Origin of the sequence: Streptoalloteichus tenebrarius, assembly GCF_024171885.1 — a bacterium.
Lineage (GTDB): Bacteria > Actinomycetota > Actinomycetes > Mycobacteriales > Pseudonocardiaceae > Streptoalloteichus > Streptoalloteichus tenebrarius.
Map to the genome: position 1 here is coordinate 14404 of NZ_JAMTCP010000040.1, position 26587 is coordinate 40990.

The following is a 26587-nucleotide window of genomic DNA, read 5'->3' on the forward strand; positions in this document are numbered from 1 at the left end:
CGGGCTCCCCCTATCCCACGGGCGTCCGACGGCCGATCGCGGCCGCCGTGGCGGGGTGGGCGAACTCGGAGACCACGGCGTCGACCACCGCCGGGTCGGCGACGGTGAGCGGCAGGCCCTCCGACTGGAGCGGGACGCCCGGCGCCTTCAGCAGGACGATCACGTAGCCGTCGCCCGCGTCGCTGAGGTAGCCGCGCTTGTTGTCGTACCGCAGGCGGAACCGCACGTCGTCCGCGCTGACGTGGGAGGGGAACTCCAGGTCGATCCCGACCCTGCCGATCAGCTCGCGGTGGAGCTGGACCATGTCGTCGCCGGCCAGGCCGAGCCGCCGGGCGATCTCGGCCTCGGCGAGCATGCCCAGGCCCACCGCGGCCCCGTGCGAGACCTCGCCCCTGGCGGCGTGCTCCAGCGCGTGGCCCACGGTGTGGCCGTACTCCAGGACCAGGCCCTGGCCGCGCTCGTGCACGTCGTTCTCGGTGACCTGCGCCTTGGCCGCGATGCTCTCGTCGATGATCCAGCGCATCGCCTCGTCGTCGTAGCGCTCGTCCAGCGGCAGCAGCCCGGCGAGGCGGTCGATCATGCTGGGCCGGATCGCGAGCGCGTTCTTGACCACCTCGCACAGGCCGGAGCGGATCTCCCGCCGGCTGAGCGTCCTGAGGAACTCGGTGTCCGCGAGCACCTCGACCGGTTGGTAGAACGTGCCGACCAGGTTCTTGCCGACCGAGCTGTTGACGGCCTGCTTCAGCGACAGGACCGAGTCCAGCATCGCGACGATGGTCGTCGGCACGTGGACCAGCCGGATACCGCGGAACATCAGCGCCGCCATGAGGCCGGCGATGTTGCCGGTGATGCCGCCGCCCAGCGCCACGACGACGCTGCGCCGGTCGGCCCCGAGCCGAAGCGCGGACTCGACCAGCTCGGTCAGCGTGCCGAGCCCCTTGTGCTCCTCGCCGCCCTGGTGGAGCAGCAGGTCGGCGGGACCGGCCGTCCCCCGGATCCGGCGCACCAGGTCGTGGCCGTAGAGGCCGGCGACCGTGGTGTCGGCGACGACGAGGTACCGGCTCGCGTCGAGGTCCGCGAGCCGGTCGACGATCTCGTCGACGCAGGAGGTGCCGAGCCGGTAGGGGAAACGGACGTCTCCCATGGCGATCGTTGTGACCTTCATCCCCACTCTCCCGGTGTGCGAGTCCGTTTCCCTACTCAGGCGCCGAGTTCCGCACCGTGCTCCAGGACCTTCCTGACGGCGGTGGCGATGTCGCGCATGTCCTCCTCGTCGCCGAGCAGCGCGGCGTGGTGGAGCGTGAAGCCGCGCCGGGCGAGCCGGTCGCAGGCGGGGAGCTGGAACCGCGAGGCGTCGACGCGCTTCTCGTACTCCTCGCTGATCGCGTAGCGCCGGCGGCTGCTCGGGTCGTAGAGCCGGTTCACCGGCAGCGGCCGGTACGGCGGCAGGACCGAGAAGCCCAGCTCCGCCGAGATCGCCTCCGTCACGCGCGCGATGTCCACAGTGGTCAGAGCGCCCTCGGGCAGCAGCGCGCCGTAGACGTAGTAGGTCCGCGAGTCCGTCCCCTCGGACGTGCGCTGCGGGGTGCAGCCGAGGTCGGAGAGCAGGCCGTCCAGCACGGCGGCGTTGCGGGCGCGGCGGGCGTTCAGCTCGTCCAGCTCCTTGAGCTGCTCGACCAGGACCGCGGCGTGGAACTCCGACAGGCACCGGTTGTTGCCCATCAACTCGCCGGTCTCGACCAGCTCCATCGCGCCCGGCCGGGGCGCGGTGTCGGGGTAGCAGCGCCCGTCCGCCCTCAGGTGCTCCACCCTGCGGGCCAGCCCGGCGTCGTCGGTGACGACCGCGCCGCCCTCGCCGCTGGTCAGCACCTTGCTGTGCTGCATGCTGAAGGTGCCGAGCGTGCCGAGGGTGCCGACCTTGCGGCCCCGGTAGACCGCGCCGTGCGCCTGGGCGCAGTCCTCGATCAGCGGCAGGCCGTGCCGGTCGGCGACGGCGCGGAGGGCGTCCATGTCGGCGACGGCCGCGTACAGGTGGACCACGACGATCGCCCTGGTGGCCGGCGTGATCGCGGCCTCGACCGCCGCCGGGTCGACGCACCAGGTGTCGGGGTCGATGTCGGCGAACACCGGCACCGCGTTGACCCCGAGCACGGTGGACGCGGAGGCGACCCAGGACAGCCCCGGCACGATCACCTCGTCGCCCGCGCCCACCCCGCACGCCTCCAGCGCGAGCATGAGGCTGGCGGTCCCGCTGGCCGCCGGCACGCAGTGGGCGGAGCCCAGGTAGCCGGCGAAGTCGCGGGCGAACCGTCGCTCGAACGACTCGACACCCCGGTACGGGCCGCTCAGCGACCACCGGGCCGAGGCGAGCACCTGGTTCAGCGCCTCGGCGGCGCCCTTCGCCGGCCGCGGCCACAGCGGCCACTGCCGGGTGCGCACGGGTGTTCCGCGGTTGACGGCGAGCTGAGGTGGCATGGTTCCCCTTTTCCTGGGCTTCGTGGTGTGGGCGGGCTCCGCGCCCGGTGCGCGGGGACGCGCGGCGCGCGTGGTCGTCGGAGGGACCACGCACCGGGCGGTCGGGGTCAGGCGAAGTGGAAGTACGACCGGGTGTTGCCGTCGGTGCGCCGCAGGGCGAGGTCGAGCGCCGCGGCGTGGTCGTCGAGGCCGAACTCGTGGCTGAGCAGGGCGTCGGTGTTGATCGCGCCGGAGGCCAGCACCTCGATCGCCTCGGCGAACCGGCCGCCGGGGCCGAGCGAGCCCCTGATGGTCAACGCCTTGACGGTGGCGTGGTGCGGCGCCATCACGCCGCTCTCCTCGACCCGGTAGCCGACGAGGCCGATCCTGCCGCCGGGGCGCACGACCTCGATCGCCTCCTGGACGGCGGCCGGGTAGCCGGAGGCCTCCAGCACGACGTCCGGGGTCAGTTCGGGGCGCCGCTCCACGAGCGCGGCCAGCTCGCCGGGGGCGGCCGAGGTCACGGTGAGCGCGCCGAGGTCCCTGGCCCTGGCCCGCCGCTCGGCGACCGGCTCGGACACGGTGGTGACGGTCGCGCCGCGCAGCGCGGCGGCCTGCATGAGGAGCAGGCCGATGCCGCCCGCGCCGAGGACGGCGACCCGGTCGCCCTCCTCCACGCCCGCGGTGGCGACCGCGTGCAGCGCCACCGCCAACGGCTCCACCTGGCAGGCCGCCTTCAGCGACAACCCGTCCGGCAGCCGGTAGACGTTGTGCGCCGGGATCGTCATGTACTCCGCGCACGCGCCGTCGCGGTTGAAGCCGAGTTCCTGGAGGTTCTCGCAGAGCACCGGGGTGCCGCGCTCGCACGGGGCGCACCGGCTGCACGACACGGTGAGGTCGCCGGTGACCCTGGCGCCCCGCAGGTCGCCGTCCACGCCGTTGGTCTCGACGACCGTGCCGCTCCACTCGTGGCCGGGGACGACGGGGTAGGTGAATCCGTGCCACACGCCGCGGTACAGCGACAGGTCGCTGCCGCACAGCGAGTTGTAGGCGATCTTGACGAGGACCTCGCCCCGCGCGGGCTCCGGAACGTCCTTGTCGAGCAACAGCGCGCGCTCGGGGGCGTCGAACACGAGTGCCTTCATGCGCTCTCCTCTGGTGGTGGCCGCCGCGAACGGCTCGCGACGGCGGCGGGGGTCCGCCCGGCGGCGCCCTCGGCGCCCCGGTCGTGGTCGCTCGGGGCCCGTCACGGTCGACGACGGCCCCGGCCGGTGTGGGTCCTGGTGCTGGCCTTGGTGCTGGTGCTGGCCTTGGTGCTGGCCTTGGTGCTGGTGCTGGTGCTGGTCCTGGTGTTCGTTCTGGCTCCGGGCTCGGCCGCCGGGGCGGCGGTCAACCGCCGGTGACCGGCTCGGCCTCGGCGAGCAGGCGCGCGGCGGCCTGGCCGAGCAGCTCCACGACCTGGTCGACGTGCCACCGGCCCCGCTCGAAGTCGGCGGCCTCCCTCGGGTCGCGGCCCTGGATGCCGGACCGGGTCAGGTGGCACTCGCGGCCCGGCAGGTCGGACAGGTCCAGTTCGGACAGTCGGTCCAGGTGCACGTTCTCCGGGAACAGCGCGCCGTACACCGAGGTCTCCAACGCGCCGGCGTGGTCCATGTCCAGGTGGAGCGCGGGGTCGAACCCGCAGTCCTCGTCGGAGCCGTCGAAGGTCACCATGCCCCGCAGGCCCGTCTCCTGCCGCACCTGCTCCAGCGCGCAGGCGATGGGGATCGTCTGCTTGGTGGTCCAGTGCCCGGAGACCACGATCGCCGCCCGGAACCCGACGGTGGCCAGGCCGCGCAGGATGTCCGAGTAGAGCTGGTAGATCGTCTCCACGCGCAGGCCGGGGTGCGTCGCGCCGCGCCAGTTGCCCTGCATGAAGCCCCACGGGTTGCCCGGCAGCACGATGCCGCCGTGCCGGCGCGCGGCCCGCTCGCAGATCGCCGTGGCCTTGTCGGTGTCCACGCCGTAGGGCATGTGGGCGCTGTGCCACTCCAGCGACCCGACGGGGACGTAGGCCAACGGGGTGGCGGCCAGCCGCGCGTCGAACTCCCTGGGGAGCAGGCGGTCGTACCGGACCTCGTCCTCGGGCGTGACGCTCATGCCGCCCCCTCCCCCGCGTACTCGGCGCGCAGGTCGGCGACGGACAGCCACTCGTCGTTCTTGTCCGAGGTGTAGCTGAAGCCGTCCGGGACCGGGGTGCCACCGGGGATCTCGGCGTGGTCCTCGCCCAACGCGGAGCGCACGACGTACCGGTCGGCCAGGCGCACGGTCCGCCGGGCGTCCGACTCGGAGATCATCTCCTCGTGCAGCTTCTCGCCGGGCCGGATGCCGACCTCGTGGATCGGGCTCCTCGGCGCGATCGCCTCGGCCAGGTCGATGATCCGCATGCTCGGGATGCGCGGCACGAAGATCTCCCCGCCGCCCATCTGGTCGAACGACTCGACGATGAACCGGACGGCGGCGTCGATGCTGAGCCAGAACCGCGTCATCCGCTTGTCGGTGATCGTGATCGGTTTTCCGCTCGCCGCGAGCTGTTTGAACAACGGGATCACCGAGCCGCGGCTGCCGAGCACGTTCCCGTAGCGCACCACGGCGAACCTGGTGTTCCGCCGGCCCGCGTACTCGCTGGCCGCGACGAACAGCTTGTCGGCGCACAGCTTGCTCGCGCCGTAGAGGTTCACCGGGCTGGACGCCTTGTCCGTCGACAACGCGATCACCCGGGACACGCCGGTCTCGATCGCGGCGTCGATGACGTTCTGCGCGCCCAGGACGTTGGTGCGGATGTACTCGATGCAGTTGCGCTCCGCGGTGTCGACCTGCTTCAACGCCGCCGCGTGCACCACGTGGTCGACGTCCCGCATGGCGAAGCGCAGCCGGTCGACGTCGCGCACGTCGCCGATGACCCACTCCAGACGCGGGTCGTGGTCGAAGGCCTCGCGCAGCTCGCGCTGCTTGAGCTCGTCACGCGAGTAGACGACGACCGAGCCGCACCCGATCTCGTCGAGCGCCTTCCTGAGGAAGGCACGGCCGAGCGAGCCGGTCCCGCCGGTTATCATCACCCTGCTTCCGGACAGTACGTGGTGCGAGGACAAGTCTTCCCCCTTTTGCTCGTCGGCCAGCGTGGGCAAGGGAACTGGTGTCACCGGTTTTCCTGGGTGCTCCGGCCCCTCCGTCCCCACCGCGGCGGGCGGTTCGGGAGGGTTCGTGGGGAATGGGGAGGAACTCGTTCTGCTCGGCCCGGGGCCGTCGGTCGTCCTGGCGGGCGCGAGGCCGTCGCCCCGCCCTCGTCGGTCACGACGCCGACCACCGCGGGACGGGGGGCGGCGGGAGGTCCGGCTGGTGCCGCTGGTTGGGCTCGCTCGGCGCCGCCACCGGAGGGGCGGGGTCGCGGCCAGCCCTGAGCAGGACCCCGGTCCGGTCGCTCCCGGCCAGCTCGACGGCGTCGACCACCGCCGTCACGGCCGCGTCCAGGCTGTCCGGGGCCTCCGGACCGCCCATGTCGGTGGGGATCCACCCCGGATCGACCGCGTTGACGACGATCCGGTCGGGGCGCAGCGCGACCGCCAGGTTCCTGGTCATCGCGTTCAGCGCGGCCTTGGACGCGCGGTAGCAGGTGAACTCGCCGTCGAAGGTGTCCTCGTCGGCGTCGCGGCTGGTCACGTTCACCACCGCCGCCCCGCCCGCGGCGCGCAACAGGGGGAGGAACGCCCTGGTCACCACCAGCGGGCCGTAGGTGTTGGTGAGCAGGATGTCGAGCGCGTCCCCCGGCGTCAGCCCCGGGAAGCGCTCCTCGGCGTGACGGAACACCCCGGCGTTGTTCACCAGGGCGTGCAGCCGCCCGCCGACCTCGCGCACGGCGTCCACCGCCGCGGCGACGCTGTCCGGGTCGGTCACGTCCATCGGAACCGCGTGGGCCCTGGCGCCCCGGCCGCGCACCGTCGCGAGCAGTGACGCGACGTCCGCGACGTCGCGGCAGGCCAGGACGACGGTCCACCCTCGGCCGGCCAGCTCCTCGGCGCTGCGCCGTCCCAGACCGCGACTGGCCCCGGTGACCAGCACGTACCGTTGCTCCATCGCCGTCACCGGCTCCCGCCGAGACCGGAGCCACCGCGACCGGCATCACCGAGACCGGCGCCGTCACCGACCACGCCACCGACGACGACAACGCCGCCGTCGCGGCCACGTCCATCACCGTCCACCGGCGTCACCGCCGCGCTGGGCCGTCGAGGCGTCGCGGCCGTCCACGCCGCCGCGACCACGCCTTTCCGCACCTGGTCACCATCCTGTCCATCCGCCCGTGGGCGGTTCTCGGCCCGCGTCGCCGCCGCGCGCCGGCGGGCGCGGCCGACGACGGCACGCGCCCACCGACCCAGCGCCGTTGATGAGTGGGCGCGCGTGAAACCGCGAACAACGCGTTCCACTGTTCCGACACGTCTTCTTCTGACACCGTCCGTCCCGACCGTCATGGGCGGGGCGTCCGGCGGCGCGGCGGGCGGCCCGAGGTTTCCGATCAACGGTGCCGGCGCGGTCGGAAAGACCGGGGGCAGGGACGCCGTCTCCGCGTTCGGAACCTCGGGGAGAAAGATTGTCTCAACAATTACCCGTCAGCAGGGCGTCCAGGTCCGGATGGGGCGCCCGAATCTTGCACCGGCCGACGAACATCGCGGCGGCAACCGACGACCGGCTCCGCGCAGAACATCTCCGGGCCGCGCCCTCCGTCTCTCGACAACCGTGTTCCCGACGTTGAGGAAACGGTATACCCGACCCGGAGCCGATTTCCTAGCGAGCTGTGCCGAACCTGTCAGCCTGCCGCCTTCCCGGATCGCCGACCAGGCGCTCACCTGGAGATACTTTCCCTGGCTCGTCCCAGCGCCCGCCGGTGGCACCCGCTCGGCGGATACGCCCAGCATGGGTCCCAATTGACCCGGAAAGCCGAACATGGCGCGACCGTACAACCAGGTTCAGAACGCGGGCAAGGCGCGAAACCCGCCCTCTTTCCCGCCTCTTTCCCCGCTACCTCCGTTCGAGTGACAATGGTCCCGGAAGCGCCGACGAATAATTAGACTCGCTCGCGTCGAGCCGTCGCCAACGACCAGCCCCGACACTTCCGGGAGGGGACGACGCGACGGCAGGGAACTGATGTGGTCCGATTCGGCGCGCTCGGCGCGCCGAGCCCCGGAATCCGCCGCGAAGAGGCGGGCGAAGTCTTGTCGGTTCTCTTTCCGGTTCCCGGCGCCGGCCCCGGACACGGGCGCGACCGGCACGCCGGCCCGGCACGTTTTCCTCCACCGCGAAGGAGTTGTTCGTGAGGTTCGTGACGCTCCAGGAGGCCACCGCCCAGGTCTTCGACGTGTGCATCATCGGCAGCGGCGCCTCCGGCGCGGTCACGGCGTTCACTCTGGCCGAGCGGGGGATGTCGGTGCTCATCGTCGAACAGGGCGACGTGGTCCCACCCGGCAGCACGATCGACGACCACCTCGACCCGGACAGTTGGGCCTACGCGTGGCGGCACGGGCGCTGGTGGACCACGGGCAACCCGTGGACGGCACAGGCGTTCGGCGGCGGCACGATCTTCTACGCGGGGGTGTCCTTCCGCTACCACCCGCGCGACCTCACACCCAGCCCCGAGTTCCTGGGCGCCGCCGCCTACGACCACTGGGGCGTGACCCGGCAGGACCTCGACCCGTACTACGACTGGATCGAGGAGCAGCTCGCCGTGGCCGGGCCGTCGGGCGCGACCGTCGCCGAGTACCAGTTCCCCCGTTACCGCAGGGAGAAGCTCGACTACACCAGCCAGGGCAGGGTGCTGGCCGAGGCCGCCACCCGGCTCGGCTGGACACCGGTGGCCACCCCGCTGGCGATCAGCGGTGTCCGCGACCGGTTCACCAGGGGCTGCCAGCAACTCACCCCGTGCACCGACAACGCCTGCCCGGTCGGCGCGAAGGCGGACGTGGCCTCCCGACTGCTCAGCCGGTGCGGCGACAACCTGTCCGTCCTGTTGCGCACCAGGGCCGCCCGGCTGGTGGCGTCCCGACCGGGCACGGTGGACTCGGTCGAGGTCCTGCACGCCGTCGAACGCGACAGCGGGACGATCAGGGCGCGCCGGTTCGTCCTGGCGGCCAACGCGATCCAGTCCTCGGCCCTGCTGCTGCGCTCGGCCTCCCGCCTCGAACCGGACGGCATGGGCAACAGCAGCGGCATGGTCGGCCAGCACCTGGCCATGAAGAACAGCGTCTACCTCCGCACCCACGTCCGCAGGGAGGACGACTACCAGCCCCTGCGCCACCGCTACTCCAGCATGACCCTGCTGGACTCGATGTACGACCCCGCGTTCCCCGACGGGATGGGTGGGCTGATCTACGAGGCCAACCCGTGGGACAACGTCAGGGACAACGCGTTCATGCCCCTCCAGTTGGAGTGCAGCGTCGGCGACCGCCCCAGGGCCAGGAACCAGATCCGGCTGAGCAAGGACCTGGACTCCTACGGCCTGCCCCGCGTGGTGATGGACTACGTGGCGCACAGGCGGGACCTGGCCCGGCTGCGCCTGCTGCGCGAGCGCGCCAAGGCGCTGCTGCGCTCGCTCGGCGGGCGGGTCAGGCACGTCAGCACGATGTACGAGCTGGGCAGCTCCCACCTCCACGGCACCCTGCGCTCCGGGCGCGACCCGCGCTCGTCGGTGACCGACCCGCTGGGCCGGCTGCACGACTACGACAACGTGTGGGCGGTCGACGGCGCCGTCTTCCCCTTCGCCGGCAACCTCAACCCCACCCTCACCATCCAGGCGAACGCCCGGCGGATCGCCTGCGCCATCTCCTGACACCCCCGGTTCCCCAGGTCGCCCGCGCCGGCGCCGGCGCGGGACCCCCCAGTGAATGAGGTGCGACGAATGCGGCTCGGCACGGTACTGCTGGTGAGCCCGAAGACTTCGTTCGGGCGTGATCTGCAACGGACGTACGCGGGCGGGCTCGGCACGGTCTGCAAGGACGAGGACTTCCTGCTGCCCCCGCTCGACCTGATGCGCCTGGCCGGCGTCCTGCGCGAGGACGCCGACGACATCGCGATCGCCGACGAGGAGGTCACCGGCGTGGTCCCCTCCGTGGAGCCCGGCACCACGGTGATCTGCCACGTCTCGCTGCCCAGCCTGCTGGAGGACGCCGAGCGGCTGGCGACCTTCCGCGCGCAGGGCGCCCGCTGCTACGCCTACACGAGCATCCGCAGCCCCGCCCAGTGGCGGACCCTGTTCGAGCGGGGCGGCTGCGAGGGCGTCCTGCTCCCCGAGTCGATCTCCTTCGCCCGCGCCGCGCTCGCCGGCGACCACACCGTGCCGGGCCTGGTGACCCCGGACTCGCTGCTCGACCCCCGGCACCACCAGCCGGCCTTCGGTGACCTGGCGGCCGAGCCGCTGCCGGCCAGGGACCTGGTCGACCACACGCCGTACATGTTCCCCCCGATCGCGCGCACCGGGATCACCAGCATCAACGGCAGCTTCGGCTGCCCCTACCCGTGCCGCTTCTACTGCCCGTACCCGCTCAGCGAGGGCCGCAAGATCCGCACCTACCCCGTCGAGCGGATCGTGGCGGAGTTCCGGCAGTGCGCCGAGCTGGGCATCACCGCGGCCGTCTTCCGCGACCCGGTGTTCTCCTTCCACCGCGACCGCACCCTGGAGCTGTGCCAGGCCCTCAAGGCCGCCGACACCGGGGTGCCCTGGTGGTGCGAGACCCGGATCGACCGGCTCGACGAGGAGGTCGTGGCCGCGCTGGTCGACGCCGGGTGCGTCGGCGTCGAGGTCGGCGTGGAGAGCGGCGACCCCGACATGCAGGCGACCGCCGTCCGCAAGCGCCTGAACCTGGACACCGTCCGGAAGTTCCACGCGGTGGCCAGGAAGGCCGGGCTGAAGCTGGTCTTCCTGTTCCTGATCGGCCTGCCCAGGGAGACCAGGATGTCGATCCGGCGCACCTTCGACTTCATCCTGGAGCTGGGGCTGGCCGACACCGAGTTCAACCTCAGCGTGATCACCCCCTACCCGGGCACCGAGCTGCACCAGATCGCGGTGGACAAGGGGTGGATCGACGGCTCGCAGAACGCCTTCACCAGCCACAACGCCGTGATGCACACCGACGAGCTGAGCATCGGCGACCTGGAGCGGGCCAGCCGGTTCGTCGACGAGCTGCACGCGGTCTGCAAGGCGGGGCCCGCCGAGCGGGCCGAGTTCCAGGCCAGGGTGCACGCCTGGTCGACCGGTGACGCCTGACCCGAGGAGCCGGAGACCACACGATGACCACCTCCCAGCGACGGCGGTCCCGCATCACGGGAACCCTCGCGGCGGTCGCCATGGCCGCGGCCCTCACCCCCCTCGTCCCCGCCGAGGCCGACGGCGGCCTCGGCCCCGCCCCCGGCGCTGACCGCGCCGACTCCGTCCGCGCCGAGGTCAGGGGCGGCCGGGTCCGCAACGTCCTGCTGTTCGTCGGGGACGGCATGGGCGACTCGGAGATCACCCTCGCCCGCAACTACCAGCACGGGGCCGGCGGCCGGCTGACCCTCGACCGGCTGCCGTTGACCGGGTCCCTCACCACCCACTCGGTGGTCAAGGGCGACCCCGGTCACCCCGAGTACGTCACCGACTCCGCCGCCGGGGCCACGGCGTGGGCCATCGGCGCCAAGACCTACAACGGCGCGATCGGCGTCGACGCCCACGGGACGCCCCGACCGACCCTGCTGGAACTGGCGAAACGGCGTGGCTTCCGCACGGGCAGCGTCACGACCTCCGAACTCCAGGACGCCACACCCGCCGCGATCTCGGCGCACGTCCTCGACCGCAGTTGCATGGGGCCGGAGACGATGCGGCAGTGCGCGCCGAACGCCAGGGAGAACGGCGGGCCGGGCTCGATCGCCGAACAGCAGGTGGCGTTGCGGGCCGACGTGATGATGGGCGGCGGCGCCAAGTACTTCGACCAACGGATCGCCGCCGGCCGGTTCGCCGGCCGGACGGTGCGCCAACAGGCCGTCGACACCGGGTTCCAGGTGGTCGAGCGGGCCGACCAGCTCCCGACCCTGCGGGGCGACCAGCCCGTGCTCGGGCTGTTCGCCGCCGAGGGCCTCGACTCGGTGTGGACGGGCCCGCAGGCCAGGGCCGGCGGCACGCCGCCGACGCGCTGCGCCGAGAACACCGGGCGCGACGCCCGGCAACCCCGGCTGGCCCAGATGACCCGCGCCGCGATCGACCTGCTCGACCGGCGGTCGCGCGGGCACGACCGGGGGTTCTTCCTCCAGGTCGAGGGCGCGCAGATCGACTGGGGCGCGCACGACGGGCTGCCGTGCGAGCAGATCGGCGAGACCGTCCAGTTCGACGAGGCGGTCGCCGTCGGCATGGAGTTCGCCCGGCGGCACGGGGACACGCTGGTGATCGTGACCGCCGACCACGCCCAGTCCACGCAGATCATCCCCAACGGCGTGCCGAGCCCCGGGATGACCGCCACCCTCGTCACCAACGAGGGCGGCCACATGACGGTCAACTACGCGACCGCGATGCCGGGAGAGGCCCAGGAGCACACCGGAGCCCAGGTGCGCGTCGCGGGCTACGGGCCACAGGCCGCCAACATCGTCGGCCTGAACGACAACACCGACCTGTTCCACATCCTGACCAGGGCGATGGGTGTCCACTGAGGACACACCAGCGCGCCGGCACCCGTTCCCGCCGTGCCACCGGCCGCCGGGCGGTCCCCGCGTCCCCCGGACGCGGCGCCGCCCCGGCCGGTGACACGGCACCCCTGCGCCCACGAGGGAGACGATGAGCCACCACGTGCCCTTCGCCCACGTCGACCGGGAGAACGCCGCCCTCGTCGACGAGTTCCTGCCGGTGCTGAAGGAGCAGCTCGCCGGCGGGGTGTTCGTCGGCGGTGAGGAGGTCGACCGGCTGGAGCGCCGGATCGCCCACCTCCACCAGGTCGAGCACGCCGTCGCCGTCAACTCCGGCACCGACGCGCTCCGCCTGACCGTCCGCGCCCTCGGGATCCCCCGGGGCAGCACCGGCGTCACCGTCGCCAACACCTTCGTCGCCACGGTCGGCGCCCTGCTGTCCGAGGGGCTCGACCCCCTGCTCGTGGACGTCGGCGACGACGAGAACGTCGACGTGGCCGCCCTGGAGGAGGCGATCACCCCGGACACCCGCCTCGTGGTCGCGGTGCACCTGCGCGGCCTGCCGGCGGAGATCGGCGCGATCCGCGAGCTGTGCGAGCGGCGCGGGATCGTCCTGCTGGAGGACTGCGCGCAGGCGGTGCTCGCCACCGCCGGCGGCGTCCCGGTCGGCGGTTTCGGGATCGCCGGGTGTTTCAGCCTGCACCCGTTGAAGAACCTCGGCGCGTGCGGCGACGCCGGCGTCGTCGTGACCAACGACGCGGAGCTGGCCGGGGAGCTGCGGCTGCTGCGCAACCACGGCCTGCGCGACCGGGACACCGTGGTGCGCTGGGGGGAGAACTCGCGGCTGGACGCCCTCCAGGCCGGCCTGCTGAACGTCAAGCTCGACCGCCTCGCGGAGTGGACGGAACGCCGGCGGGACCTGGCCGCGCTCTACGACGACCTGCTCGCCGGCCTTCCCGTGGTCACCCCGCCGAGGCCGGACGACCGGGTCCACGTGTACCACCGGTACGCGATCATGACCGACCAGCGGGACGCCCTCCGGTCCCACCTGTCCCGGCTGGGCGTCGGCACCGCCGTGCACTACCCCGTCCCGATCCACCGGCAACCGGCCGCGGCGGACGGCCGCGTCCGCACCGCGGCCCGCGGCCTGGCCGTCACCGAGCGGCAGGCCGCCCGGACCCTCTCGCTGCCGCTGCACCCGCTCATGTCCGAGCGGGAGATCCGCGCGGCCGCGGACGGGGTCCGCTCCTTCTTCGACCACCACGCGCGCTGACGCCCCGGCGCGCCCGAGTCCGTCCGACACACCTCAGCGGGGAGTTGACTCCATGAACAAGCAGGCCGGCCCCGACCTCGTCCTGGTCACCGGTGGCGCCGGGTACATCGGCTCGGTCCTGACCCGGCGGCTGCTCGCCGACCAGGTCCGGGTGCGCGTGCTCGACTCGCGGATCTTCGGCGACGGGCTGCGGGAGGTCTCCGACCCCCGGTTGGAGAACGTGCGGGGCGACATCCGCGACCCCGACCTGTTCCGGGAGGCGCTGCGCGACGTCGACGTCGTCGTCCACCTCGCGGCCGTCGCCAACGACCCCAGCTTCGACCTCAACCCCGAGCTGGGCCGCTCCGTGAACTTCGAGTGCCTCGACCACGTGATGCGGCTGTCCAAGGAGGCCGGGGTCCGCCGGTTCGTCTACGCCTCGTCCGCCAGCGTCTACGGGATCAGCGACTCCCCCGAGGTCGACGAGTCCCACCCGCTGGTGCCGATCACCGACTACAACCGGTACAAGGCGCTGGGCGAGGAGATCCTCTTCCCGCTCACCGACGACTCGTTCGAGACCGTGGCGCTGCGGGCCGCGACCGTCTGCGGCGTGTCCACCCGGCAACGCCTCGACCTGACCGTGAACCTGCTGACCGCGCAGGCCGTGGGCAACCGCGAGATCACCGTCTTCGGCGGAACGCAGTACCGGCCCAACGTCCACGTCGAGGACCTGGTCGGCGTCTACCACCGCCTGGTCGTGGACGACTCGCTCGGCGCCCTCAACGGCGGGCCCATCAACGTCGGCAACGAGAACCTCCCGGTCGCCGAGATCGCGCGGATCATCGCCACCCGCGTCGGCCGGCGGATCGGCGCGGAGATCACCACCACGACCACGCCCACCGACGACCGGCGGTCCTACCGCCTCACCTCGCGTCGGCTCCGGCAGGTCCTCGGCATCACCCCGACCCGCACCGTCGCCGACGCCTGCGACGACGTCACCGAGGCCATCCTGGACGGCCGCCTGCCGGACTTCCTCACCGACCCGCGCTACCACAACGTGCGCTGGATGAAGGACCCCCGCAGCCAGGAACTCCTCACCTTCAACCCCACCCCCGCCTGACCCCACCCCACCAGAGGCCGAGCATCCACGAGAAAACCCGCAGGAAGGAGGGAGCCTGGCCAGGACACGTTCCGACCAGGCTCCCTTCTCCCACCGGCGTGAACCCACCCACACAGAAAGGCGGTGATCCTGACCGCGAGTCGCCGCACTGATCTCTTCGGGCGAAACAGCCGAATGCGACACCGCCGACACGCTGCTCACCGATCTTCAGTGCTTACCGATCGCGAGAGCCTCCACGACGAATTCGTCTTTCGCCTCAGCGCACCGCGGCGAACACACGCTCGCGGAGGGGCTCAGCACCGGTGTAGTAGGTGCCGACGACGGTTTCGACTGGAGTGACGTCGTGGCGGACTGCGACGCGTATCTCGTCGCCCGTTCGATGAGGGACAACCGCCGGCGCCGGATGTCCGACGCGCTCCGTGGCCTGCTGAAGCTCACCGACAAGCAGCGGGTGGCCAAGTTCTACGACGACCGGTTCGGACGGTCGGAGAACAACGTGGTCGACGCGTTCAGCAAGGCCGCCCAAAGGTGACGCGGTGGATGCCCGTGCGACCGGGACCATGACGTGGTGACCAAGATCCGCAGAGTGGCCGGGGTGCTTGTGGGAGTCATCGCGGTGGTTGGGGCTGGTGGTGGTGTTCGGCTTCGCGTCGCTCGGCCTCCAATCCGCGTTGCCCCAGGTCGATCCGCGCCCGTGCACGTCATGTGTTAGTGGACTCGACCGGCGATGGGCCTGGTGTCTGGTGCTGACCTCGATGACGATCGTCGCCGCCGCCGGTCTGCCGACTGGCAAGGCATGGTCCGGTCGCGGGTCGGCAGGGGTGCTGTCCTCCAGGGGATCGGCGGAGCGGTAGTGGCCGGCTGGACCGTCGTGGTCAGCCAACTGCTGTCTATCTACTACTTCGGTCCCGAGGACTACTGCGCGTACCCGTCCTGCTGGCCGAACCATGAGCGGGCGGTTGCCCTCATCGTGCCTGGTGGTGCTGACCGGGCTGGTGATGATCACCATGGCGTTGTTGGTCAACCGGTTGCGGTGGTGGGTCAGGGCGCTGACTCCGGTCGTGGTGTGGATGGGCGCCCTGTTGATCCAGTACGCCGTCTGAACCTCCTTCTTGTTGTCCATCTTCGAGGGGCCGCCTCGACGATGTCTCCCCGCCCCATCGGAAGAAGGCGTCTGATGACCTCCACCGACGACTTGCCGCGCCGTGCTGCCCTGGCCGCCGCCCTCGCGGGCACCACGGTCCTCGCGGTGCCTCACTGATGACGAGCGCCTGTACTCCGCCGCACCCCAAGCTTTCCTGACCGGTAGCGGGCGCATGATCCCGGTCGAGAGCCGACCAGCGGCCGCCACAGCGCCGCATGGTGGACAGGTCAGGAGTCGGTCACCCGGATAGACGACGTGTACTCCGCGGCCACCAGGGCGCAGTACGGGCACCCCAACTGACGGTCACCTTGGCGGCGTGGAGCTCGTGGCACGCGCCAGGCACGGGTTCTTCGTGCGCGTTGTTCAGGAGTCCCCGCGAGTGGTTGTCACGGCTCCAAACAGCCCAACCACTCACGAAGAGCTTCTAAATATCGACGGTGCCGTGAACAGATGCGCAGTACGGTGAGGAATGGCATGGAAGCGTGCACCCCTAGCCCCTCAGCAGCTCAAGGTGCTGCGTTGGGTCGCCGATGGCTGCCCGGAAGGTGTGTGGCAGGACGACCGTCATAAGCAGGTCGCGCGAGGCTTGGAGAGTCGCGGACTGGTCTCCGTGCGCCGGGTGGACAAGCGGTGGCACGCCGTTCTTCAGCCCGCGGGGCAGTACTACCTTGAACACGGCGGGTACCCAGGTGAGAATGCTGAACTACCCGTCGTGACACCGGCGGCGCAACGAGTGCCGAGGGCACAGATCCGGCGTACGACATCGAGCACACCCCGAACACGAGAGCCCTCTCCGCCGAGTCCGACCGTATCGGACAAGCTGCTTGCTGAGATCCTCCAGGCGGGAGGCAAGCTCACGCTGGACGTCGACGACTACGACGAACGCCAACGGCTGAAAGCCAGGGTTCGTGCACTCCGCCGTCCCGGCCGCATCCCCGGGGGCCGGCAGTTGGCCATGGAGAGCGTGGGCACGAAGCTGGTGCTCAGCATCGAGGATCTGCCGGCCTGGATGAACCAGCCAGTGCCAACGATCCAGGTTCCGAGTCAACTTCGCGATCCGCATCCGGTGGTCGCGAAGCTCCGCGACTCCCAACATGGTTTGCCCGTGGTGGGGCCTGCCCGCAACCGGGCCCTCCGACTGCTTCACGCCCTGGCACTCGCCGCGGAAGCCCGGGGCCACCAGGTCAGGGCAGGTACCGAGGCGGGGCAGCGAGACCCGTTATCGCAACTCGTCTTCGTTGTCCAAGGACACGAGGTGGTCCTTCGCGTCGTTCAGCTCAAGGATCGATCCAAGCACGTTCCCACCCAGAAAGAACTCGCCGAGAAGCAGCGCTGGCCGTGGACACGGATTCCCGACCACGACTACACCCCGAACGAAAAACTCAAGGTCGAACTATCGAGATGGAGCGAATACTTTCAGACCACCTGGACCGACGGCGTCAGAAGGCAGATAGACGAGAAGCTGTCCGAGATTCTGTACGAGATTGAACACCGGGCGAACCTGGTCGATCGACGGAAGGCACGAGAGGAGGAACAGCGCCGACTCGAGAAGATCGAGCAACAGAAACGCCTCGACCGCGCGAACGTCCTGTTCGTCGAAGCTCATCGGGCTGAGGTGCTCTCTCAGCAGATGGCCGCCTGGGAACGCGCCCGCCGCCTCGACGCCTATCTCCAGGCGATGGAGGCGCGTATCGCGGCAATGGGTGATCCGGCGGAGGCGGAGGCGGCACGTGAGTGGCTCGCGTGGGCGCGAGAGCACGCTCAGCGAACAGATCCACTCAAGCAACGTCTCGCACTACCCGCGACCCCAGAACCTACCTATTCCGAGCTGGCACCCTTCCTGGGTGGTGGCGCCCACCGGGGGTTTCTCTAGGTCCCCTTACCCGGAACGATCTGAACCTGAGGAGGGATCAGAGAGCGTTCGTGAAGATGAACCCCGTACCTCCATCGGGTTCCAGGGGAGGTGTCGGCTGCGGGCGCGCGGGCGGGGCACCCGCAGCCGACGGACCGGGTTATAGATCGAACGTGAGCTGCTCTGGGCTGTCCGCTGTCTCCTCGCTCGTGCCCTCCTCGCTCGTGCCCTCCTCGGGTTCGGCGCGTTCGGGGTCCTCGTGAGGTAGGGCGTACTCGTTGGTGAGCTCGGCCAGGTGAAGGATGAGAGGCAGGCCGAGGGCGTCTCGGTAGTCGTCGGAGAACCGCTGCTGGTGGACGTACATGGCCCACGTCTCAGGGTCATCGTTGGGCTGGAGGCCCGCCATGGCGAACTCGAGCAGGTCCGGGTTCCACGCGTTCTTCCCGGGCTTGATCTCGAGCTTGCCCTTGGCGTTCAGGCGGTGGGTGAGCTTGGTGGCGTCGACGCTGAGTGTGTGCGTGCTCGCCTTTTCGACGGTGCTGTAGAAGACCCGACCGTGGTCACCGGCGTCCTCGGGCACCCACAGGCCCTTGGAGATGCCGCCTTCCTCCTTGGACTTCTCCGCCCACCACTGGGGTGTCTCGTGCCTTGCGCCGGTCGCTACCCGGACGATGCGCAGGTGCTTGCCATGGGTGCGTAGCTGCTGGAGACGGCCGTCGCCGATCTGGATCCTGTCCGCGACGAGGCCGGGGTTCGTCAGCCACGACCACCGGTACCGCATGTTCTGCGCGTGGGTGAGGACGAGGGTGGGTTCGCCACGGAGGTGGTAGAGGGTGTGGCGAACGAAGGCGGCGGTGACGTCCCTCTGCTGCTGTTCGGTCGCGAGGTTCTCGTCACGGACCTCGCCGGTCAACGCGCGGAGCAGGTCCGGGTAGGGAATCCAGGCGTCCAGGTCCGGTGTGCGGCCCATGATCTGGTTCTGGCAGGGCCGGATGAGGATGGCGACCGGGGTGAACTGGGGTCCGAACTGGTCGTTGGAGCGGCGTTTCACCAGCCAGAACGCGAGCTGGTTGAGGTTCGTGGGAATGGCGTCGTCCAGGGAGTGCACGGGAACGAAGCGGACGCCGACCTGGCGTAGCCCGTCATCCCAGGCAGCGGCTGCCCGATGGGCAAGGTCGTCTTCCTCCTCCTCGTCTGTCCCGGGGGTACGGATGAACTGGCTGACGCAGCCAGCGTCGGCGCAGCCCAGCCGAATCGCGTGCTTCGGGTCCGTGCGCCGCGCGCTGAACTTGTCCTTACCGTCGAGCTCGACGATGACCAGGTGCGGCGCAGGCGGCGTCTGCTGCGCCAGCTCGTCCAGAGCGGCTGCGACCTCCCTCCGTCGCTTCGCGATCGCGGCGTCGGTCTCCTCGCCCCGCTTCGGGGCCTTGTCACCCGTTCCAAGCGGGGCGCCGAGTCCGCCCAGGGGGTCGACGTGGATGTGGACGGTCAGGTCGGGCGCTTCCCAGGACCAGGTCGTGGACCCGGTCTCCCGCCGAAACTCACCCAGGTTGAGGCTCCGTTCGGCGGCGGCGATGATCGCGTCCCGGGTTCGGTCGGTCTGGTGGAGCAGGCGGACCCGCAGGCCCTGCTTCCCCACGGCGGCCGCGACGCTGGCTCGCCTGGCGTTGGCGTTGCGCCTGTCGATCTCCTCGTTCCTTGCCTCGATCTCGGTGCGCTGCTCGTCGGTGGCTTTCTTCTTGACCGGCAACCTGGGCTCGACAACCTTGTGTGGTCCCCGGCTGGTGAGGGCGCTTCGGCGCAGGTCGGCGATCCGCACAAGGTCGGGTTCCAGCGCTTGGGCGGCCCATTCCAGGAGTCGAACCCGTTCGCTGGGCATGAGCCCGGCGCCGACGCCATGTGGCCCCATCATGGTGTGGTGCACCACGGCTGCCTGGAACCCGTCCAGCCCGTCCATCCATCGTTCGGCTTCCTTCGCCAACACCTCGGGTGAGGGCAGGTTGTCAACGACGGACAGGCGGTCGAGCATTCCCTGCGGTCCGCCGTGCCGCCAGCGGACTCCGACCTCGGGGATCCAGGTGAGCTGGGCCACGGCGAACCGGGTTGGGGTCGGGGCGCCGGGCACGAGCGGGGTGCGGGTCCGGAGGTAGGTGGACACACCCCCCTTGGCCGGCATCCAGACGGGACCACGCCTCCACCGTCGCACGCCGGCGCTGAGGTGGATGCGGGGAACGGGTGAGAAGGGGCTGGTGCGCAGCGAGATCCGGATGACGCCGGAGTAGTTCCACTCCCGCCGGTCGCCATCTTTGGTCTTGGTCGTGTGTGAGAGGGGTGGCCAGGACATCAGCTCCGCGCCGTTGTCCTGGCCGAGGGGAGCGACCTGCACGAACTGGACCTTCTCACCGCAGTACTCATAAGGCGGCAGTTGCGCGATCCTGCTGGCGAGGATCTCGGGCAGGAGTCGGTACAGGTGGTCGGCGGGAACGCAGGTACCGCCGGGGGAGACCTCGTGTGCCCACAGGTCGACCTCGATCGGCTTCCATGTGAGGCTGTCGAGGTCGAGGGACTGGGCGGTCCGTTCCAGGTGGGAGAAGGCTTCGGGGTTGGGCTGCATGTCCCAGAGGTAGGCGTTGATGAGGCTCGTGAGGACGGGCAGCGGGTAGGGATTCGTGGTGTAGAGCCATGGGCGTTCCTCATCGAGGGCTGCCTTGGCCCCCACTGAGATGAGGTCCGGAGCCACGGCACGGAGCAACGCGTTGAGCCGGGCGATGGGCACCTGTCGGAACTTCTCGGGGTTCTTCTTCTTGCCGTACCGGAACAGCTCCAGGAGCGGCTCGCGCCACCTCGCGGGGAACGCCAGCGCGTGGCAGCGCAGAACGAAGGGGCCAGCGTCGGGGTTGGGGACGTACGCGGCCCGGATGACGCGGTCGTAGGCCATAGGGGTACGCCTTTCGGTCAGTCCATCTCGGCGAGTGCGAGGTACAGCGGTTGGTAGAGCGCCTTGACCAGTGAACGGTCGAGCCCCGACACGTGGGAGTCCGTGAAGTAGGGCGCGAGGACGGCGCGCATGCTCTCGAGCAGGCTCGTGTCCGGCGTGTCGACACCCCGCAGGCCGGCCTCGCGGGGTGAGAAGGCCGCGTCGACGAAGACGGCCCTAGCCGGCTCACCACCCCGCACGAGTCGACCGATGACCTGCCAGATGACGACAAGCTGGTCCCAGGTGAACGCCTCCTTCTCGTCTGCGGGGAGGCTGCTCCAGGCGAACCGGCGGGTGAGGAAGCGGATCCACCTGCGGCGGGCGGCTTTCCGGAAGGCCAGGCCGGCCCGGTCAGGGCTCCCTGCGGCGAGGGCGGACTGGTGGAACTCCTTCCCCGGGCCCCGCACCTGGCGCACCGCCCAGTCGTTGATCGCGTGGATGGCCAGCGTCAGGTCGTCCGGCCGCGGGTGCGGGCGAGCCAGGAAGTAGACACTCCCGATGGCGGCCCTGCCGTCCCGGAGCACGATGTTGTGCCCGCGTTCGAGGGCCAGCAGCGGCGCGACCAAGATCTGCCCGGCGCCGGAGGGGAACCGTGCGACATCCCCGCGAGGGAGCTTGGTCAGCGAGGTGTCCCGAGGCAGGGTCACCCAGGCGTCGTCGAGGTCACTGTCGTCGGAGACGAGAAGCACCACCCGACCGGTCCACTCCGGGATGGTGTTGAGGTGCTCCGCGGCCCGCCTGGCTTCCTCGTAGCTGCCCACCAGCAGGAGGATCCGGCGCCGGTCGAGGTCCTCGATGGCCGCCAGTTCCTGCTCCAGCTTGCTCGTGGCGCCGGCCAGGCTGCGGTCCGGCACCGCGAGTTGGTCGAGCATGGCTCGGAGGGCGTGTGGGCGACGCTGTGGTTCACAGCCGGACAACCTGAGGGGGGTTGTTGTCCCCGGCCAGTGCAGGAACTCCTTGCGGAACTCGGTGCGCAGGACCGCGTCGATCTCCTTTTGGTGTGGGCGCAGGATCGCGCCCACCTCGGCGTTGATGTTGTATCGGCTGGAGGTTCCGGCCCAGCTCGTGGCGGACATGAGCAGGACGTTCGGGCCGGGGCGGTCATCGATCGCGGGGAGGTGGGGCAGTTCGAGGAGAAGCTCCCTGCCCACGCCGTTGCAGCGGAAGAACCGCAGCTCACCGCTCTGGTCCCCATCCTGGTTCCGTTCGCCCAACTGGAACTGGAAGCCCAGGATGTTGCCCATCGGGGACTCCGGGACAACCGGCTCGTAGTCCTTGGGCGGGCGACGGGAGAGCACGTTGGACGTAGCCTCGAGGTTGAGCGCCGTCTCCACCCGCGGCCACAGGATCGTCATAAGGTCCAGCCGATGGTGCAACGCGGCCAGGATCAGGGTGAACTCCAGCCTGGCGGCGTGGACGTCGAGATCCTCCGCCACCGCGGGGTCGTGGCCGACGAGATTCAGGACGATCCGCCGCACCCGGTCGCGGACAAGGAGGGTGTCCGCCCGGGCGTGGAGCAACTCCAGGGTCAGTTGGACGAGCTCGTTGACCACGGGGGTGACATCGTCGTCCGCGCCGTTGCGTCGACGCTGTTGCAGTGGCTCGTCGCGGAACGCGTCGAGGATCTCGTCCACCCGGTCCCGCTGGCGAACCCGCTGCTCGTGTCGCTCGACGTCCACGGGAGCGTCGCCAGCGCTGTCCTCGCCGCCGCGCAGGTCGGGAAACCAGGTGTTGATCAGCCAGTGATGCAGGGTCAGGGCACTGAAATAGTCCTCAGTGATCCACTTCCGCAGACCGGCGTCCTTGATCAGCCGGGCGTACAGGCGATTGGTCGCACTGGTCACCGTGTCGACCGCGGTGTTCCAGTCCTCCACGTCCCGCTCGGACAGCTGGAGCCGACCCTCCCGCGCCAGCTCGTCAACCTTGTGTCCGCTGACCTCGTCCAGCCAGGAGTCCGGGAAGCGACCAACGAGGGTCGTCGCGGGCGCGAAGGCGATGTCGAGCTGCATCTGCACCCGGTCGGCCTCGTCCACGATCACCAGGTCGCTGCGCCGGCACGCCAGCTCGAGATAGCGCAGGCGCTCGGCGTGAAGGTGTTGCGGCACTCCGCTGTGCACGAGGCTGGCCGGGTTGGCGACCCAGATCTGGGCGTCCACCAGCAACCGCGAAGCGTGGTGCCGGGGGCACCGTGTCCAGAGTGGACATCCGTGGCGACGTGCCCGCTTCTTCTTTGGTGGTGCCGGCATGTCGTCGTCCAACAGTGCGGCGGCATCCCGCGCTGGGGGCCTGTCCACGGGGTAGAGCGACTCACAGGGCGCCTGGCTCACCCTGAGCGGCCGCTGCGCCTCCAGGCCACGCAACGCGTCCAGCGGGCAGGCACTGCTCAGATGGACGAAGCCAGAATGCTCATGGGCGAGCATCGTCTCCGCGCCCGTCGTCGCCAGCCTGCGATGCAGTCGCTGAAGGTGCTTCTCCCGCGTGGAATGCCCAATGACCGGTGCGGTGAGGACGCTCAGCGTGGTGAACACGTCAACCAGGGCGAGGGTCTCGGCGACGTCGCCCACCAGGACCGTGATCCGAAGTCCGCGACGGGTGGCGGCCCAGAAGGCCAGGACATCGCGCAGGGTGCTCTTGCCGGCCCCCACCATGCCGACGAGGTGGAGCAACCGGTCGATCCGGAACCGCCGCCCCGGGACGAACTCGCCCTTCGCCGCGTCGCGAACCAGGAGTTGGACCCGGGCCAGGCGACGGACCCACTGGTTCGGGCGCCGCACCCTGGCGGCGATCTCCCGAGCGTCCATCTCGCGCGCCGCGTCCTCAAGCTCCGCCCACTCCGCCTCGAGCGGCTGGCCCTGCCCTGCCAGCGGCGCGGCGAGATCGTGCGGCTTGGCTTCCGGAGCGGGAAGCAGGTCCCGAGGGATCACGACCGAGTGGCGACGGTCCCGCACCGGGAACCAGTACTCCCCTTCGCCGGCGACGCGCAACGGCGAACGCGCGAACGCGGGCGGAGTGGTGAGCACCCGCTCGTAGCGGTCGAACCGGCCGGCTGCTCGGGAAGGCTCCCGTCGACGCGGCGGCGACTCGAGCCCGTCGAGGTCGTAGCCCCGTAGCTCCTGGGGCACCCGCAGGTAGCGTTCCAGCGCGCGCAGCCACTCGCGGCGGCGGCGCATGCCCCACAGGTAGTGCCGCGCCCGACGGATTCGCAGCCGCTGTTCCTCGGTGTCGACGTCGCCGAAGACCTCACTGTAGGGGTAGCCGCCGAACAGGGTCCAGGCGTCGGCCGCCACCCGGAAGGGCATCACTGTCGTCAGCAGGTACAGGCCGAGCTCAACATCGAGCATCTGGCCCGGCCTCAGGTGCTCGAGATCGCCGGGCCACGCGTCGTTGAGGTCGGCGAGCAGCCCATCGTGCCAGCCGCTTCGGTCACGCATCGAAGGTCTCCTCCGGAGCCGGGTCCATCTGCCGCTGGATGGCGCGCACGCGGCGGAGCTTGCTCCTGGCCTCGCGCACAAGTTCCTCGTCCGACAACAACTCCACGTGCTGGCGGAGGTCGTCCGGCAGGTGGTTGAGGAACACCCGCCGGTAGTCCTCCCGCACTTGGAACCGGTAACGGGGCACGACGAGGAACGCGCGGTCGAAGGGAGGGTTGGCGGGGAACGGGCCCATGGTCCGCGCCAGCAGAGCGGGGTCAGCGCGATCCTTGACGTCGATCGCCCAGACCTTCTGGTCCGGGAACACGATCCGCAGGTCATAGCGGTCGTAGTTCGGCCACATTTCCGGTTCGAGCCCAAGCCCGCGGACAGCCGTCTCCAGCCTTGTCTCGGCGAGCCCCGGCCCGGTGATGAAGATTCGGAGCGGCCGGCTCACCTGGTAGACGCCGTCGTTCTCGCGCGGGGAGAGGACCCTCCCCACCCGCGGGTGCCCGTCGCGCCGACAGCTCTCCAGCTCACACCGGTAGCCGTGACGGGTCGGCACGAGCAGGCAGTGACACCGGGCGCACTGAGCGAAGACGCCGTCCGACAGGTAGGCGGCGGGCGCTGGCTCATAGGCACGTCTGATCGTCTCGTGCAGCAACCCAAGGGCCAGGTCTTGACCAAGCAGGGTGCGTTCGATGCCGGTGAGGACCGGTCGCTCGATGAGCAGCCGGCGGAACGCCACGTAGGTCTGGGGGGCGTTGCCTGCCCGTGACCGGGCAAGCGCCTCGCCGAGAAGCTCGTTCTCGAACTGCTCAGCGGCCACGTTCGGGGCGAAGACCACCCACTCCAGGCATTGCTGCGTCGGTACTCGGGTCTCGGCGTCGACGAGGTACCACTCGATTGCAGTCAGCTCCTCCGGCAGCCGCAGCGGCCACTCGCCCAGCGGCTTCTCCGAGGCCCACCGAGCCATCTCCGGCACGCTCGCGGGCGGGTCCACACCCCGCCGCAGACACAACAGGACGAGGTGGTTGAAGGCGGACTGCACCTCGTCCCGGTACACCTGGTCATTCCGGACGGGTTGCTGGGACAGGCGGTACATCGCGGTGGCGATCATGCGCAACAGCCGGGGGCCGTCGAAGAACGACCCGTCGTCCGCCACCGTCGGCTCGATTACGGACGTCACTCCACTCCTTCGTCAGCCTTCGCTCGCTGAGGGCACCAGACAGATACCGGACAGGTCCGACAGTTGGCGCCCGGTCGGGGTGCGAAGACCTCGTCGGCGCGCCACGGCTCCGCCAACTCGGCAAGGGTCCGGCGGGCGAGGGCGAGGGTTTCCGGGTCATCGGGCTCGAGGAGCACGATGTCGCGATCTTCGGGGTGTAGGATTTCCAGCTCAACGCGGGAGCCGCCCGGATCGCCGCCCAACGCTCCTCGGGCCAGCAGCACGATGGCGAGGGCCAGCTGTGGGTACCGTCCAATCCAGTTCGCGTCGCGGGACCAGGTTCGCTGGGTCGTCTTGGTTTCCCGCCACACCCAGGACCCGTCGTCGAGATAGAGCAGATCGGGCTTGGCGAGAACGATGGCGTTCGCCGCCGTGTCGTAGAAGGCAAGGTCGGGCTCGACGCGCACCTCACCGATCGTCTCCTGGAAGAGCAACGGGCATATCTCGAGGTGCTGGCGCAACATCCGGGCGCCTGCTCGCGCCGCGTCCTCCGCGAGCCGCCACTCCCCCGCGGCCCAGTCCTCGTCGATCAGGGGAAGGTCCGAGACACGGCAGGGCGGGCCGTCCGGGCGCCGATGGAGATCTTCCAACCACGCATGGACCGCCTTTCCCAGGTGGGCCGCCTCGCCATACTCGTTCACCCGAGGGAGGCGCAGGCTGTACAGATAGGCCTGGGCAGGGCACGTCTGGTAGTAGCGGAGATCGCTGGCCGACACCTTCCGCAGCGGAGCTGGACGGGCGGTCAGTCCTAGCAACCCTGGCAGCCTGGGTGGGTGGGAACACGCGGTCAGCAGCTTGCAGTCGACACACGCCGCGCCGGGGCGAGCAACGTCGCCGACCAGGATCTCCTCCACACGAGGTCGCCCGTATCGGGCGTAGTAGGCCTCCGCCTCGGCTCGACTGCCGTCGAAGAGCACCTGATAGGAACCGTCGGCCAGGCCCACCTCCGCCACCCGCACGCGCTCTGCGGGAGCCCGCCGAAACGTGAGAAAGGGCGTGTCCCAGGGCGTCGGCCAGGCCCCGCCGTCGCCACAGGCCGTGGTGAACGCCGCGAGGGCCACCTGCGCCGGGTCCCGCTCCCGCTCGCCCGCCCGGCCAAACCGCAGGAACCGATGCTCACGCAGACGCCCATCCTGGGACTGATAGCGCCGCCCCCACGCATACAGCTCCCTGACCTGAGATCCCCTCTCCTCCCGTACGACTGAGAAATGCCGATCCGCGACAAGCCGCGTCCCATCGGGTCCAGCCGAAAAGGGATAACACCGCACCGCGTTCTGGGCGTAACTCACCAACCCCGGATGGAGGGAGCCCCCACCCCGACCGAGGGCGGATAACGCACGCTCGACAGAGACGTTGTGAAACTCGACGCGGTCCAACGCGCTCATGATCGGCTCCAGGACGAAGATCTCGCGACGGGCCCACCGCGGTCGAACCCAGGGACGAACCGCCGGTCGGGCCCGGGCCGCCTCCCGCGC

The 26587-nt window shown here is 70.4% G+C and carries 19 protein-coding genes; 9 read left to right on the forward strand and 10 right to left on the reverse strand.

Translation table 11 applies throughout. The features are described 5' to 3' along the window. Window positions 1-10 precede the first annotated feature (10 nt). The 3 genes from LX15_RS25405 to LX15_RS25415 all read right to left on the reverse strand — a co-directional run bounded on the left by LX15_RS25405 (window position 11) and on the right by LX15_RS25415 (window position 3599). Window positions 11-1165, reverse strand: coding sequence for a 2-deoxy-scyllo-inosose synthase (locus tag LX15_RS25405; RefSeq protein WP_253672176.1), 1155 nt, complete (start codon window positions 1163-1165; stop codon window positions 11-13). Window positions 1166-1200: 35 nt separating this feature from the next. Continuing rightward, window positions 1201-2475 (reverse strand): DegT/DnrJ/EryC1/StrS family aminotransferase, encoded by a 1275-nt coding sequence (locus tag LX15_RS25410; RefSeq protein ID WP_253672177.1) that lies wholly within the window; start codon window positions 2473-2475, stop codon window positions 1201-1203. Between the two features lie 107 nt (window positions 2476-2582). Then, a complete protein-coding gene (locus LX15_RS25415) occupies window positions 2583-3599 on the reverse strand; it encodes a zinc-dependent alcohol dehydrogenase (protein WP_253672178.1) in 1017 nt (338 codons plus the stop codon). 126 nt (window positions 3600-3725) lie between these two features. Between LX15_RS25415 and LX15_RS32700 the strand changes: the two genes are divergently transcribed. Beyond that, the gene (locus tag LX15_RS32700; RefSeq protein ID WP_301305237.1) at window positions 3726-3857 is read left to right on the forward strand and encodes a hypothetical protein; all 132 of its coding nucleotides are present in this window, start codon (window positions 3726-3728) and stop codon (window positions 3855-3857) included. Here the strand turns inward: LX15_RS32700 and LX15_RS25420 are convergent. From LX15_RS25420 to LX15_RS25430, 3 genes are all read right to left on the reverse strand, one after another. Then, window positions 3844-4593, reverse strand: coding sequence for a creatininase family protein (locus tag LX15_RS25420; RefSeq protein ID WP_253672179.1), 750 nt, complete (start codon window positions 4591-4593; stop codon window positions 3844-3846). The genes LX15_RS32700 and LX15_RS25420 overlap by 14 nt on opposite strands. After that, window positions 4590-5567 (reverse strand): UDP-N-acetylglucosamine 4,6-dehydratase (inverting), encoded by a 978-nt coding sequence (gene pseB, locus LX15_RS25425; RefSeq protein WP_301305244.1) that lies wholly within the window; start codon window positions 5565-5567, stop codon window positions 4590-4592. The genes LX15_RS25420 and pseB overlap by 4 nt, the downstream gene beginning before the upstream one ends. Window positions 5568-5784: 217 nt before the next feature. After that, on the reverse strand, window positions 5785-6567 hold the full coding sequence (locus LX15_RS25430; RefSeq protein ID WP_253672181.1) for an SDR family NAD(P)-dependent oxidoreductase: 783 nt from the start codon (window positions 6565-6567) through the stop codon (window positions 5785-5787). Between the two features lie 1231 nt (window positions 6568-7798). Between LX15_RS25430 and LX15_RS25435 the strand changes: the two genes are divergently transcribed. From LX15_RS25435 to LX15_RS25470, 8 genes are all read left to right on the forward strand, one after another. Continuing rightward, on the forward strand, window positions 7799-9310 hold the full coding sequence (locus LX15_RS25435) for an FAD-dependent oxidoreductase (RefSeq protein WP_253672182.1): 1512 nt from the start codon (window positions 7799-7801) through the stop codon (window positions 9308-9310). Between the two features lie 69 nt (window positions 9311-9379). Then, a complete protein-coding gene (locus tag LX15_RS25440; RefSeq protein WP_253672183.1) occupies window positions 9380-10744 on the forward strand; it encodes an AprD4 family radical SAM diol-dehydratase in 1365 nt (454 codons plus the stop codon). 23 nt (window positions 10745-10767) lie between these two features. After that, on the forward strand, window positions 10768-12156 hold the full coding sequence (gene phoA, locus LX15_RS25445) for an alkaline phosphatase (protein WP_253672184.1): 1389 nt from the start codon (window positions 10768-10770) through the stop codon (window positions 12154-12156). Between the two features lie 124 nt (window positions 12157-12280). Beyond that, window positions 12281-13402 (forward strand): DegT/DnrJ/EryC1/StrS family aminotransferase, encoded by a 1122-nt coding sequence (locus LX15_RS25450; RefSeq protein WP_253672185.1) that lies wholly within the window; start codon window positions 12281-12283, stop codon window positions 13400-13402. Window positions 13403-13454: 52 nt separating this feature from the next. Further along, on the forward strand, window positions 13455-14501 hold the full coding sequence (locus tag LX15_RS25455) for an NAD-dependent epimerase/dehydratase family protein (RefSeq protein WP_253672186.1): 1047 nt from the start codon (window positions 13455-13457) through the stop codon (window positions 14499-14501). 220 nt (window positions 14502-14721) lie between these two features. Further along, entirely contained in the window at window positions 14722-15033 is a 312-nt protein-coding gene (locus tag LX15_RS33940) for a hypothetical protein (RefSeq protein WP_504978606.1), read from the forward strand. A 415-nt stretch (window positions 15034-15448) separates the two neighbouring features. Further along, window positions 15449-15604 carry a hypothetical protein gene (locus LX15_RS25465; protein WP_253672188.1) on the forward strand — a complete coding sequence of 52 codons (156 nt, stop codon included), beginning with the start codon at window positions 15449-15451 and terminating at the stop codon, window positions 15602-15604. A 1005-nt stretch (window positions 15605-16609) separates the two neighbouring features. Next, complete coding sequence (locus tag LX15_RS25470) at window positions 16610-17518, forward strand: hypothetical protein (RefSeq protein WP_253672189.1); 909 nt, start codon at window positions 16610-16612, stop codon at window positions 17516-17518. Window positions 17519-17657: 139 nt separating this feature from the next. On the opposite strand, the gene LX15_RS25475 is transcribed toward LX15_RS25470, so the two are convergent. From LX15_RS25475 to LX15_RS25490, 4 genes are read right to left on the reverse strand one after another with little or no spacing between them, the layout of a single operon-like run. Further along, window positions 17658-20435 (reverse strand): pPIWI_RE module domain-containing protein, encoded by a 2778-nt coding sequence (locus tag LX15_RS25475; protein ID WP_253672190.1) that lies wholly within the window; start codon window positions 20433-20435, stop codon window positions 17658-17660. 17 nt (window positions 20436-20452) lie between these two features. Beyond that, window positions 20453-23905, reverse strand: coding sequence for a pPIWI_RE_Z domain-containing protein (locus LX15_RS25480; protein WP_253672191.1), 3453 nt, complete (start codon window positions 23903-23905; stop codon window positions 20453-20455). Then, the gene (locus tag LX15_RS25485; protein WP_253672192.1) at window positions 23898-25073 is read right to left on the reverse strand and encodes a restriction endonuclease-related protein; all 1176 of its coding nucleotides are present in this window, start codon (window positions 25071-25073) and stop codon (window positions 23898-23900) included. Before LX15_RS25485 ends, LX15_RS25480 begins: the two co-directional genes overlap by 8 nt. Next, complete coding sequence (locus tag LX15_RS25490) at window positions 25070-26497, reverse strand: PD-(D/E)XK nuclease family protein (protein WP_253672193.1); 1428 nt, start codon at window positions 26495-26497, stop codon at window positions 25070-25072. The genes LX15_RS25485 and LX15_RS25490 overlap by 4 nt, the downstream gene beginning before the upstream one ends. Between the last annotated feature and the right edge of the window lie 90 nt (window positions 26498-26587).